This is a genomic window from Kineosporia mesophila (assembly GCF_021129235.1).
Classification (GTDB): domain Bacteria; phylum Actinomycetota; class Actinomycetes; order Actinomycetales; family Kineosporiaceae; genus Kineosporia; species Kineosporia mesophila.
In genome coordinates, this window is the sequence record NZ_JAJOMA010000043.1 from 20,643 (window position 1) to 32,618 (window position 11,976).

Below are 11,976 nucleotides of genomic sequence, written 5' to 3' on the forward strand. Positions count from 1 at the left end.
GGATCTACCTCTCGCCCGTTCCGGGACCGGTGTCCCACCGGCCCATCAGCCGGACCTCGACCGGCGCACCGCCGGGCAGGCTGAGCACCCCGACCGCCGTCCGCGCCGGAAGGCAGCCCTCCAGCAGATCGTCCAGCGTGTCCGAGGCGCCGTCGGCCACTTTCGAGTGCTGAGTGAAATCCGCGGCACCGCGGACGAAGACGAGCATCTCGGCGATCTCGGTCAGCCGGCCCCCGGGGGGCAGCGCGGCTCGCATCGCCGAGACCGCCCGTCGTACGCAGACACCCGCCAGCTCGGCACCCTGTTCCACGTCGACGTCAACCCCGAGCGTGCCGGTGGCCAGCAGGGTGCCACCCTCGCGGGGGGTCATGCCCGCACTGATCACCAGGTCGCCGCTCAGCGCCGCGGGCCGGTACCGTCCCTGCGGGCGCACCGGGTCCGCCGAACCCGGCACCGGGTCGCTCGCGCCGGTCACCAGGACTCCGCGACCGGGCAGGCCGTGAGTACCTCGTGGCCGTCGTCGGTGATCAGCAGGGTGGCCGAGAAGCCCCAGCCGGCCGTGGCTTCGGAGCGCAGCGTCGGCACCACGTGCACGATCAGGCCGGGCTCGAACGGCCGGTGCTCGGTCTCCTTCAGCGACAGGATGTGCCCCTCGCCCCAGTCCGGCGCGAAGGCCAGACCGACGGAGTAGCCCGAGCGCTTGCGGTAGGTGTGCAGCAGGCCGTGCTCGTCGATCACCTCGCGGCAGCGCAGGTGCGCCTGGGCCGGGGTGTTGCCCGGCCGCACCAGGGCTACCGTCTCGTCGCGGGCGGCCAGGCAGGCCAGGGCCATGCGCCGGTTCAGCTCGTCGAGCTCGTCCAGCGGTGACGTGCGCACGGTGTGCATGAGCGGCGCGTGGTAGCGGCCCTTCGACGCGGCGGCCTCCAGCAGCACCCCCTCCCCGGCCCGGATCTCCCGGTCGCTCCAGCTGGCGTGGATGGTGCCCGCGCGCGGACCGGACGCCACGAACGGCTCCATCCCGACGTACTCCGAGCCCTCGGTGATCATCGTGGCGAAAAGCACCGCCGCGACGTCACGTTCACGCACACCCGGGCGCACCGCGCGGGCCGCGGTGTCGAAGGCCGCGTTCGTGATCGCGGCGGCCCGGCGCACGTAGGCGATCTCGGCCGGGGACTTGATCAGGCGCAGCTGGGCCAGCTCGTCGTCCAGGTCCACCACGTCGGTGCCGCCCAGGAAGCCCAGCAGCTGGCCGCGCTGGAACGGGGTGAAGTACCAGGAGTTCGCCTCCAGACCGACCCGGGTGCCCCCGAAGCGCCGCACCAGGGCCGCGGTGGCCTCCAGCGGGTCGGCCACGTCGGGGTAGCCCTCGAGATTGCTCAGGTAGGTGGACTCCCGGCCGTTGACGACCTCGGTCTCACGGGTCAGCAGGATCGGCTCACCCGCGGCGGGCACCACCAGACACTGGTACGTGTAGTAGCCCGGGGTCTGGTGCCCGGTCAGGTAGCAGATGTTCTCCGGCGTGGTGACGACTGCGACCGGCACGTCGGCGGCGTCGAGCACCTTCTGGAACCGGGCCAGCCGGTCCTCGAACTCGGCGGCCTCGAAGGTGGGGCTCATGTCAATCTCCCAGATAGCTGCGAACAAGGGACTCATGGACGTCGACGGCCCGGCGCAGCTCGTCCACCGGCACCTTCTCGTCCAGCGCGTGCATGACCTCCAGGGAGCCCGGACCCACCACCAGCGTGGGGATCCCGGCGGCCCGGAAATGCGTCATGTCGCAGTTCACGACCAGTCCGCCGAGCGTGTCGTCGAGCCCGGCCGCGCGCAGCGCGGCCTGGCAGGACAGCACGAACGGGTCGTCGGCCGGGGTCTCGGACGGGCCGCCGGTGCTCGGGGCGCACTCGTGGATGCTCGCGAGGGCCGGGGCGTGCGTGGCGTTGAACTTCTCCAGCACCGTCGCGACCTCGGCCAGGGCCTGGTCCGCGCTCTCGCCGGGCACCAGGCGCCGGTCGAAGGTGACCAGGACCCGTTCCGGCACGGCGTTGGGTGCCTCGCCGCCGCTGATCAGCACCGGGGTCAGGGTCGGACCTCCGGTCAGCGGATGGTCGCGCCGGCCGAGTTCCCCGGCGAACTCGCAGAACCCGGCCACCAGGGAACCGGCCGCCACGATCGCGTTGGTGCCCCGGTGCGGGGTGGCGGCGTGGGCCGCGACCCCACGGATCTCGATCACCGGCCGGACCGAGCCCTTGTGCGCGGTCAGAAGCCGCAGCCCGGTCGGCTCACCGACGACCGCGGCATCGGGACGCCAGGTTTTCAGCAGGTGACGGGCTCCGGAGCTGCCCACCTCCTCGTCGCCGACGGCGGTGAACACCACCCGGCCACGCAGTCCGGCGGGGTCCGCGGCCAGCCGCACCAGGGCCACGGCCATCGCGGCCAGGCTGCCCTTGGCGTCGGCCGCGCCCCGCCCGAACAGGAAGCCGTCGCGGATCTGCGGCTGGAACGGCGGGGTGGTCCAGCCGTCACCGGCCGGCACCACGTCCAGGTGAGAGTTCAGCATCAGGGTCGGGCCGGGCTCCCCGAACTCCAGTGTGGCCAGCAGATTCGCGTGGCCGGGCGCGTACTCGTCGATGCTGCAGACGATCCCGGCAGCCCGCAGCACCTGGGCCAGTCGCTGCGCGGCCACCGGCTCGGCGTCGGCGCTCGTGGTGGTGTCGATGCGGACCAGATCGGCCAGCAGCTCGACGACATCGGGTTCGCTCATCGGATCTCCTCGGCGTGCGGGGGCAGGTCAACGGTCAGGGGGCCGGCCGGCACGAGCACGGCGCCCTCGCGCAGGGTCAGGGGTGAGGCCAGATCGTCGGTGACGTCCGCGCAACCCCACAGCTCGGCCGTGGCCAGCCCCAGGGCGGAGGCCAGCTGAGTGGTGTGGGCACAGCCGAGCCGGCCCTGGTCCATCTGGCCCAGCGCGACGTCGAGCCCCCGGGCCGTGCAGACCGCGGCCAGCCGGAACAGCCGCTCCACCGTTCCGCTCTTCTCCAGTTTCAGATGGACGCCGTCCACGGCGCCCTCCAGCGCGTCCAGATCCTCCGGCCCGTGGATGCTCTCGTCGGCACGCAGGCGCACCGGCCCGGCCTGCTCGCGCACGACGGCCAGTTCGGCCGCCGTGCGCACGGGCTGTTCCACCCAGGTGATGCCGAGGTCGGCCAGGCCGGGCAGTGCGGCCAGCGCCTGGTCGGTGCTCCAGCCGCCGTTGGCGTCGACGGTGATCTCCACCTGGGGCCCGGCGGCCCGGCGAACGGCCCCCAGCCGCAGCAGGTCGTCGTCCACGGCGCCGCCGACCCGGACCTTGAGCTTGCGAAAACCCTGGTCCAGGGCGGACCGCACCACCGTGTGGTCGTCGGTGAACATGATCTGGGCGTGGGTGCGGACGCTGCCCGGACCGGGCGCGAGCCCGAAACGTTCCTCCAGCAGCGTGTGCAGCGGCCGCCCCGATCGCCGCGACCGCGCGTCCCACAGCGCCGCGTCGACCACCGCGGCCGCCAGGACCGAGCGCTCCAGCAACCACCCGGCCACCTCCTCGGCCGGACCCTCGCAGCGGGTGGCGAGCAGCGCGTCCACCATGACGGACAGCCCCTCGCCGGTCGCGTACTCACCGTTGGCCCGGATCTCGCCCCAGCCGGACGTGCCGTCGGACAGCGAGATCCGGGCGATGACGCTGTGCAGGAAGGTCGTGTCGGCACTGGCGTGGTGCAGCCGCCGGCGCAACGGCAGCCGCACCGACCAGGCCCGCAGATCGATGATCTGATCGAGGACGGGATCAGGCCCCACGGGCGAGGTTCCCGACCACCGACACGATGCGCTCCAGCGCGTGGTCCCAGGCGGCCTCGTCCTGGGCGAAGCACAGCCGCAGGTGACCCAGACCCCCCACGCCGAACTGGTATCCGGGGTTGACCACGATGCCGGCGTCGCGCTTGAGCGCGATCGCGACCTGCTGGTCGGGCACGTCGACGAGCAGCTTCGGGAACACGTAGGCGCTGCCGTAGGCGGGCCGCACCCGGAACAGTCCGGAGCCGTTGAGGACCTCGACCGTGCGGTCGCGCAGGGCCTGGTACTCCTTGATGCGCCCGGCGACGAACTCCTGGTCGTCGGCCAGCCAGCGGCCCAGCAGGTGCTGCGCGTAGGCGGGGGCGCGCAGCGCGGTGCACGACTGCACGTCTTCCATCCGGGCCAGCAGCTCGCCCGGGGCGGTGGCGACACCCAGCCGGTAGCCCGACAGCGACTCGGTCTTGGAGGGGCCCAGCAGGGTGACGGTGCGCTCGGCCATGCCGGGCAGCGCGGCGAAGTTGGTGTACGTCTCGCCGTCGTAGACCAGACGGCAGTACAGCTGGTCGGCCAGCACGGTGAAGTCGTGACGGCCCGCGAGTTCGGCGATCAGCTCCAGGGTTTCGTCGGTGTAGATCATGCCGGTCGGGTTGTTCGGATGGCTGAACACCATCAGCCGGGGGCCCTTCGCGGCGGCGGCGCGCAGGGCGTCGGGGTCCAGCAGCGGGCGGCCCTCGACCTCCATGATCACCGGGATCCGGATGACCTCGGCGCCGAAGTAGCGCAGCATCCGCTCGGTGGACAGGTAGTCCGGGTCGGGCAGCAGCACGGTGTCGCCGGGGGACAGGATCGAGGCCAGGGCCACGAACAGGGCGCCCTGGGTGCCCGGGGTGAGGATCACGTCGTCGGCCGGGATGCCCAGCACCGTGTTCACGTTCGAGGTCACCGTGCCGCGCACGCCGTGGTCGCCGCGGTAGGGGGTGTAGGTCATGCCCTCGCCCGAGGCGGCGGTGGTGAAGGTCGGCAGGGCCCACTCCGGCGGGGGGAACCGGTGCGTGTCGGCGTAGGTCGCGTCGAGGAAGGGCTGGTCGGCGGCGACCGTGGTGTTCTCCAGTTCCCGCTCGGCCGCCCGGACCGACTGGCCGATGTGCTCGGCCATCTCCGGAAGGTCGTGGCGGGTCAGGGAGGCGGGAACGCTTGCGGTGCTCATGGGGTGAGCCTCTTTCCGTTTCAGATATCGGGTTCGGTCAGCAGGACCTGGAGCACCTGCCAGCCGTGGCGGACGTGATCGCCGGTGGCCTGGGCGATGTCCTCGGCATCGCCTCGTCGCAGGGCGTCGACGATCGCGTGGTGTTCCTGGATGGAGGTGCGGTTACGGGTCGGGTCGCTCAGGTACAGGGCCAGGTACCGGTCGCTGAGGGTGCGCAGCTGGGCCAGGGCGTCCAGGGTGCGCGGCATCGCCGCGGCGGCGTAGATGCGGTTGTGGAACCGCTGGTCCAGCTGCCGGGCGGTGACGAAGTCGCCCGCGTCGACGGCGGCCTCCTGCTGGGACAGCAGGTCGGCGACCTCGTCCACGTCGACCTCGGTGGCCAGGCCGGCCGCGGCCCGGCTGAGCAGCATCTCCAGGGCCTCCCGGCCGGCGTAGATGTCGCGGGCGTCGGCCAGGGAGACCGGGGTGACGATGGAGCCGTGGTGCGGGCGGTCGAGCACCAGACCCTCGCTGACCAGGCGCCCGAGAGCCTGGCGCAGCGGGATGCGGGAGATGCCCAGGTGGGTGGCCAGACCCTCCTGGTCGATGCGCTGACCCGGCGACAGGACGCCGTGCAGGATCCAGTCGCGCAGGTGGTGGTAGGCCCAGTCCTGCTTGCGCCAGGTCAGGGGTGGGGCGACGGTGTCGGGAAAACCGGAAGCGGCTGCCATGGTCTGATTCTCACCCGGCCAGGGCCTGGTCGAGGAACCGCCGGGTGCGTTCGTGCGAGGAGCCGAAGATGTCCTGGGCCGGACCCTGCTCGACGATCCGGCCGGCGTCCATGTACACGATCCGGTCGGCCGTCTCCCGGGCGAAGGCGATCTCGTGGGTGACGATGACGGAGGTCAGGCCCTCGGCGGTGAGGGCCCGCATCACCTGGAGCACCTCGCGGGTGTACTCCGGGTCAAGGGCGCTGGTCGGCTCGTCGAACAGCACCAGCTCCGGAGCCATCGCCAGGGCCCGGGCGATCGCGACGCGCTGCTGCTGGCCGCCGGACAGCTGGAACGGGTACGCACCGGCCTTGGCCGCCAGTCCCACCTTCTCCAGCAGGTCCGTCGCCCGTTTCTCGACCGCGGCCTTGTCCTGCCCGCGCACCCGGCGCGGGGCCAGGCAGATGTTCTCCAGCACGGTCAGGTGCGGGAACAGGTTGAACTGCTGGAACACCATGCCGATCGCGCCGGAGGCCTGTGCCGGGCGGTTGTTCTTGGCCAGGAACGGCTTTCCCTTGAACGTGACCGTGCCGGACTGCACCGGCTCGAGCCCGGCCAGGCAGCGCAGCGCGGTCGACTTACCGGCGCCGGAGGAGCCCAGCAGCACGGTGGTCTCGCCCTGGGCCACGTCGAGGGAGAAGTCTTCCAGCACCAGGCTGGAATGGTAGCTGCGGGAAATGCTGTCGGCCCGCAGCAGAAGGGTTTTCGAGGTCACAGGGTCTCCCTGGTCAGGATCTGGCCCTGCTTGCGGGCCCGCACGTCCACGTCCAGGCGCCGTTCCAGGGCCCGGACCGCCAGCGTGAAGATGGTGGTCAGGACCAGGTAGTGGATGGCCGCGGCGCTGAGCGTGCCGACGTAGTCGAAGTTGGCCGAGGCCGTGCGCTGCGCGGTGAGCAGCAGGTCCTGCACCGACACCACCGAGGCCAGGGCCGAGGTCTTGAGCATGCCGATCAGCTGGTTGCCGGTCGGCGGCAGCACCAGGCGCAGGGTCTGGGGCAGGACCACCCAGCGCATGGTCTGCACCGGGTTCAGGCCCAGCATGTGCGCGGCGGTGCGCTGGCCGCGGTCCACGCCCATCAGCCCGCCGCGCACGATCTCGGCCATGTAGGCGGCCTCGTTCAGGGCCAGGGCGATCACCGCGCAGGTGAAGGCCTCCAGCGTGATGCCCCACAACGGCAGCACGTTGAACACGAAGATCAGCTGCAGCAGCACCGGGGTGCCCCGGAACAGCCAGATGTAGGCGTCGGCCAGCCATCGCGCCGGGGCCGGTCCGCCGTTCTTGACCAGCGCCAGCAGCAGGCCGCCGACGATGCCCAGGACCATCGAGATGACCGTCAGCAGCAGGGTTTTCCAGGTCGCGACGAGGAACGTGCTCGAGAAGGTGTATTCGAGGACGTTGCTCACGACGGGGTGGCCTCGCTGGTCGTCGTGGGTGCGGTGGTCGAAGCGCTGAAGTAGTTGGACTCGGCCGGGAGGTTGTACTTGTCGAGCAGCGCCTGGTAATCACCGCTGCTGACGAACGCGTCCAGGGCCTTCTGCAGGGCGTCCGAGGTCGAGGTCTCGCCCTTGCGCACCGCGATGCCGACCTCGGTGTTGTTGTCGAAGGTGGTCTGCACCTTGAACTTTCCGGAGGTCTGGCTGATCAGGTAGGCGGCCGAGGGGGAGGAGGTGTCGAAGGCGTCGGCCCGCCCGTTCTGCACGGCCAGCTGCGCGTCCTGGTTGTTGGGCAGCGTCAGGAGTTTCATCTCGGCCAGCCCCTTCTCCTTGAGCTGGGTGTTGAAATCGGTCATGTAGGTCTCGCCGATCGCGCCCCGGGTGACCGCGACGGTGCGGCCGGACAGGTCGTCGGGCAGCGTCTGGATCGACAGGGTGCTGTCGGACGTGGTCAGGATGGCCTCGCCGACCTTGAGGTAGCGGACGAAGTCGACCTGCGCCTCACGCTCGGGCTTGATGTACATGGCCGAGTTGATGACGTCGACCCGCTTGCCCTGCAGGGCCGGGATCAGCCCGTCGAAGTCGCCGTCCTGGGCCTTGGTCTTCAGCCCCATCAGCGCGGCCAGGGCCTCGATCATCTCGATGTCGAAGCCGGCCAGATCGGTGCCGTCCTTGTACTCGAAGGGCGGGAAGCTGGCGGCCGTGCCGTAGGTCAGCGTCCCGCTGTCGACCAGGCTCGCGGGCGCCGCGACCTGGGCGTCGGCGGTGCTCGCGGTGGAGCTTCCGGAGCCACAGGCGGCAAGCGCCAGCGCCGGGAACGCGCTCAGCAGCAGGGCGCGACGCGAGGGCCGGAAACCCTCACTCGTGGGATCTTGCATGGCTGTTGCCTCCATCACCGCAGGTAGGAGCACTTTGAATTCAGTGTTCAGACCGTAGAGACATTGCTCGGGGTCACGCAAGGCGCGAAACGTGATGGTCACAAAGACGCAATGGGAGATGCGGACAGCGAGATGGTCCACGCAGCGGGAGTGGCCCGGTTCACAGTTCGCCGACGCAGGTCGGGGGAGGTGGTGGCGTCGCGAGTTCAGGGCGCGGCATCGACCGGCGGGGCGGAGCCGGCCTCCGGCGAGCTACTGTCGCCCGTCACGGACGGCGGGCTTCAGCCCAGCAGGAGCCGGGCTGTCTCGGCGTGACGCTGCAGCCCCTGGCGAACGACCTGCGGATGGCGTCGGTACCAGTCCAGATGAGCCGTGCGGATCGTCTCGTCGGACACGCTCTGCCCGTGGACGCGCCACCCGGTCGTCTCCTCTCCCTCCAGGCCGAGGGCAGTGATGACCTCGCGGGCGACCGGCGCGTGCACGCTGTCCAGCAGGATGCGGCCAGGATCGGGTACTGCCTGATGAAAGTTCATTTTCTTAAAGATTTTTCGTGCGACGCCACGCAGAACGGGGTTGCCGGGGTGATTGATGACGTGGCAGGCGTCCAGCCCTGCTTCCTGGAGCAGATCCACCACATCGATGGTGGCGTGTCGCTGTTGTCGTTGCCGCAGTTCACGGATGCTGATGTCGCGGACCGCCCGCACGGCTGCGGCTGGGGGAGGTGGCACCGCGCCGGCGCCGTCGGCCTCGGCCAGGGTGCGCAGGTCGTGGTAAGGCACGATCGGTGGCTCGCCGGCCTCAGCGGATCTAATGATGACCTGGTATGGATGCAGGGCTGCGTAGCGGATCACCGGCACCATCACCAGGCGGCATCCCGGTCGTGCCATCGCTATGACCTCGGCTGTTCCCAGGGGCAGGCCGCGGTACGCGGGGCGAATGGGCTGAGACACGATGATGTCACTGGACCCGATGAGGCGGTGCAGGTGAGGCAGATCGCTGTGGACCAGCTCATGGGCGGGCGGAATCCGGACGGTGCGGACCGGTGAGTCCGGGGCACCCAGCAGCACCCGCAGGGATTCGGCCTGACAGTTCCCGTGCAGTAGCACCAAGGGCCTGCCGTCGTTGTCCGGCAGGGGGTCCAGGCCGTAGAAAACGCCGTAGTGCCTCATGCGTGCTTCGCTCACCGGTCGACATTACGGGCAGCCGGCCGGTTCCGCGCGTCTACGGTGGACGCCGTGGCCCGGTGCGCCGGTCACCCGGAAGGGTCAGGGTTCGCCGATGCCCCTTCGCCGGTCCGAGAGGAAAGCGTCGATCTCGGCGGTGGTAGGAGCCGTGGCCGGCCCGGTCCGGGTGACGGCGATGGCGGCCGCGGCGTTGGCTCGCCGTGCCGCCCGCACCGGGTCCAGGCCGTGATCCAGGGCAGTCAGCAGGACGCCGTCATGGGCGTCCCCGGCGCCGTTGGTGTCCAGCGCCTTCACGCTGAATCCCTCGACCTGGGTGGCTTCTTGTCCCGGTGGCGCGACCCAGCACCCGGCTGCTCCGTCCCGCACCACGGCCAGGAGATTCCAGCGGTCGGCAAAGTCGGCCGTCGCTCGGTCCAGTTCGGCTCCGGGGGCGATCAGTAGCGCTTCGCGGCGGTTGGCGGTGAGGACGTCCGCCCGATCGAGGATCACGCGCAGGACGTCGGGATCGATGGCGTCGGCCAGCGGCCCGACGTCCGCAGCCACCCGGACACCGTCGGGAACCGACGGTATCCACGTGGTCAGGGCCCGGGCGTTGACCGGGTGCACCAGGCCGTAACCGGAGACGAACAGCGTGTCGCCCGGCACGACGTCGACGGCGGCCAGTTTCTCGGCCGTGAGTTGTCCTTCGGCGCCGACGTGGGTGACGAAGGTCCGTTCACCGGACGCGTCCACGATGGCGAAGCAGTGCCCGGTGTCCAGGCCCTCGAATGGTGCTTGCACGACCTGGATGTTGTTCTGACGCAGGGTGTCCCGGACCAGATCGCCGAAGGTCCCGATGCCGTGCATCCCGGCGTAGCGAACCTGCGCGCCGTCCCGGCCGGCGGCGACCATGGTGTTCAGGCCGCCACCGACCAGGATCTGGGACCCGGTAGCGATCACGTCGCCACCGGGCTCCGGCAGGGCCGGCACCTGCATGACCAGATCGACGATGACATTGCCGACCGAGACGAACACCGGCATCAGGCCCTGCCCGCACTCGAGGTGGGGGCAGGCTGGGACCCCGCCGATGAACGGGCTCCCCCGAGCGCGGCGTAGGAACCGGCCGCGACGACGAATGTGGCGACCCAGGCCAGGCCGTTGCTGCCGATCCAGGAACCGGAGAGGGGACCGGTGAAGACCGGTGCGTCGCCACCGACGCTGACCGTGGTGAACAGGTAACCGATGGCGATGGCGGCTGCCCAGGAGCCCAGCGCCCGCCAGGCGATGCCGCCGGTGTACCAGTAGCGCGAGCCCGGACGCAGATCCAGCAGGGCGTCGGGGTCGTAGTGGTGACGGTGCAGCATGTCGATCAGGAACACGCCCAGCCATGCGGTGATCGGTACGGCCAGGAGGGAGATGAACGTGATGAACGGTGAGTAGAAGCCGTCGGCCACGAGCATGAAGAAGATCGACCCGGCGAAGGTGACGGCCACGTCCACCACCACGGCCCACACCCGGGGCACCTTCACACCCAGGGTCAAGGTGGTGAGACTGGCGGAGTAGACCGAGAGATGGTTGGACAGCAGGAGCCCACCGAACGCGGCGATCAGGTACGGGACGGCCATCCAGCTGGGAAGCAGGTCGCGGATGGCGGCGACCGGGTCTCCGGCGGAGGCCAGGCCCGGCTCACCGGCGGCCAGCAGCGAGCCGAGGCCGATCAACAGCACGAGCGGGATTCCGGCGCCGACAGCGCTGGCGACGATCAGGGCGGACGCCTTGGTCGTGGTGCGCGAGTAACGGGCGATGTCGGCTCCGGCGCTGGCCCAGCCGATCCCGGTCCCGGCGGCGATCGTGCCGATACCGATGACGACGGCGCTGACCGGACCGGCGGGCGTGTCCAGAACCAGATCCCAGTCCACGCGGATCACCAGGAAGATCGCGACGAAGATGTTCAGGGTGCCGAAGACCCAGGTGGCCCAGCGCTGTACCGCGACGATGGCGGCATGGCCGAGACCGGAGACGAGCACCGTGGCGGCGACGAAGACGATGATCGCGATCACGGTGAGCGCGGGGTAGCCCTTGGCGGTGATGTCGGCGCCGGAGACGATCGCGAACAGTGACAGCAGCACGAAGGCTGCGGTCGTGGTGTTCACGGTCTCCCAGCCGAGGCGCGACAGCAGCGACACGGCGGTCGGGCCGATGTTGCCGCGGACCCCGAACACGGCCCGGGAGAGCGTGAGGCCGGGGGCGCCGCCGCGTCGTCCGGCGACGGAGATGATCCCGACCACGGCGAAGGAACCGGCCGAGCCGATCACGGCGACCAGCAGGGCCTGCCAGAACGCCAGGCCCTGGAAGGCGACCAGGGTGGCGCCCAGCGGTAGCCCGAGGATGGAGATGTTGGCGGCGAACCACACCCAGAACAGGGCCCCGGCCCGGCCGGTGCGCTCGTGGTCCGGGACCGGCTCGATGCCGCGTTGTTCGACCTGGGTGAGCGTGCCGCCCGCGGGCGTGCTCCTGTCGTCATGCGTCGTCATGGTGTGACCTCTCACGTCATAGGGAGTGGCGGGTTTCGGGCAGGGTGGATCGGCACCGGACGCGGGGCGGGGGGGGGGGGGGGGGGGGGGGGGGGGGGGGGGGGCGGGGGGGGGGGGGGGGGGGGGGGGGGGGGGGGGGGGGGGGGGGGGGGGGGGGGGGGGGGGGGGGGGGGGGGGAAAGGGGGG

12 protein-coding genes are annotated in these 11,976 nt (G+C 70.9%); all 12 read right to left on the reverse strand.

Annotation, left to right across the window (positions count from 1 at the left end; all coding sequences use genetic code 11):
* Positions 1-4: 4 nt before the first annotated feature.
* Positions 5-475 carry a RidA family protein gene (locus LR393_RS34010; protein WP_231489339.1) on the reverse strand — a complete coding sequence of 157 codons (471 nt, stop codon included), beginning with the start codon at positions 473-475 and terminating at the stop codon, positions 5-7.
* Positions 472-1,617 (reverse strand): M24 family metallopeptidase, encoded by a 1,146-nt coding sequence (locus tag LR393_RS34015; protein WP_231489340.1) that lies wholly within the window; start codon positions 1,615-1,617, stop codon positions 472-474. The genes LR393_RS34010 and LR393_RS34015 overlap by 4 nt, the downstream gene beginning before the upstream one ends.
* A 1-nt stretch (position 1,618) precedes the next feature.
* Positions 1,619-2,761 carry a M20 family metallopeptidase gene (locus tag LR393_RS34020; RefSeq protein ID WP_231489341.1) on the reverse strand — a complete coding sequence of 381 codons (1,143 nt, stop codon included), beginning with the start codon at positions 2,759-2,761 and terminating at the stop codon, positions 1,619-1,621.
* Positions 2,758-3,828 (reverse strand): mandelate racemase/muconate lactonizing enzyme family protein, encoded by a 1,071-nt coding sequence (locus LR393_RS34025; RefSeq protein ID WP_231489342.1) that lies wholly within the window; start codon positions 3,826-3,828, stop codon positions 2,758-2,760. The genes LR393_RS34020 and LR393_RS34025 overlap by 4 nt, the downstream gene beginning before the upstream one ends.
* Entirely contained in the window at positions 3,818-5,032 is a 1,215-nt protein-coding gene (locus tag LR393_RS34030; protein WP_231489343.1) for an aminotransferase class I/II-fold pyridoxal phosphate-dependent enzyme, read from the reverse strand. Before LR393_RS34030 ends, LR393_RS34025 begins: the two co-directional genes overlap by 11 nt.
* A 20-nt stretch (positions 5,033-5,052) precedes the next feature.
* Complete coding sequence (locus tag LR393_RS34035) at positions 5,053-5,742, reverse strand: GntR family transcriptional regulator (protein ID WP_231489344.1); 690 nt, start codon at positions 5,740-5,742, stop codon at positions 5,053-5,055.
* Between the two features lie 10 nt (positions 5,743-5,752).
* Complete coding sequence (locus LR393_RS34040; protein WP_231489350.1) at positions 5,753-6,478, reverse strand: amino acid ABC transporter ATP-binding protein; 726 nt, start codon at positions 6,476-6,478, stop codon at positions 5,753-5,755.
* A gap of 14 nt (positions 6,479-6,492) precedes the next feature.
* Positions 6,493-7,185: an amino acid ABC transporter permease gene (locus LR393_RS34045; RefSeq protein WP_231489345.1), complete on the reverse strand. Its 693-nt coding sequence runs from the start codon at positions 7,183-7,185 to the stop codon at positions 6,493-6,495.
* On the reverse strand, positions 7,182-8,093 hold the full coding sequence (locus LR393_RS34050; RefSeq protein ID WP_231489346.1) for an ABC transporter substrate-binding protein: 912 nt from the start codon (positions 8,091-8,093) through the stop codon (positions 7,182-7,184). The genes LR393_RS34045 and LR393_RS34050 overlap by 4 nt, the downstream gene beginning before the upstream one ends.
* 281 nt (positions 8,094-8,374) lie before the next feature.
* The gene (locus tag LR393_RS34055; RefSeq protein WP_269328347.1) at positions 8,375-9,262 is read right to left on the reverse strand and encodes a WcbI family polysaccharide biosynthesis putative acetyltransferase; all 888 of its coding nucleotides are present in this window, start codon (positions 9,260-9,262) and stop codon (positions 8,375-8,377) included.
* A gap of 96 nt (positions 9,263-9,358) precedes the next feature.
* Positions 9,359-10,297, reverse strand: coding sequence for a PfkB family carbohydrate kinase (locus LR393_RS34060; RefSeq protein ID WP_231489348.1), 939 nt, complete (start codon positions 10,295-10,297; stop codon positions 9,359-9,361).
* Positions 10,297-11,790: a purine-cytosine permease family protein gene (locus LR393_RS34065; RefSeq protein ID WP_231489349.1), complete on the reverse strand. Its 1,494-nt coding sequence runs from the start codon at positions 11,788-11,790 to the stop codon at positions 10,297-10,299. The genes LR393_RS34060 and LR393_RS34065 overlap by 1 nt, the downstream gene beginning before the upstream one ends.
* Between the last annotated feature and the right edge of the window lie 186 nt (positions 11,791-11,976).

Coding starts and splice junctions, on each gene's coding strand:
- LR393_RS34055 (WP_269328347.1), bottom strand. CDS start 9,262: ATGAGGCACTACGGCGTTTTCTACGGCCTGGACCCCCTGCCGGACAAC.
- LR393_RS34020 (WP_231489341.1), bottom strand. CDS start 2,761: ATGAGCGAACCCGATGTCGTCGAGCTGCTGGCCGATCTGGTCCGCATC.
- LR393_RS34050 (WP_231489346.1), bottom strand. CDS start 8,093: ATGCAAGATCCCACGAGTGAGGGTTTCCGGCCCTCGCGTCGCGCCCTG.
- LR393_RS34015 (WP_231489340.1), bottom strand. CDS start 1,617: ATGAGCCCCACCTTCGAGGCCGCCGAGTTCGAGGACCGGCTGGCCCGG.
- LR393_RS34035 (WP_231489344.1), bottom strand. CDS start 5,742: ATGGCAGCCGCTTCCGGTTTTCCCGACACCGTCGCCCCACCCCTGACC.
- LR393_RS34030 (WP_231489343.1), bottom strand. CDS start 5,032: ATGAGCACCGCAAGCGTTCCCGCCTCCCTGACCCGCCACGACCTTCCG.
- LR393_RS34060 (WP_231489348.1), bottom strand. CDS start 10,297: ATGCCGGTGTTCGTCTCGGTCGGCAATGTCATCGTCGATCTGGTCATG.
- LR393_RS34065 (WP_231489349.1), bottom strand. CDS start 11,790: ATGACGACGCATGACGACAGGAGCACGCCCGCGGGCGGCACGCTCACC.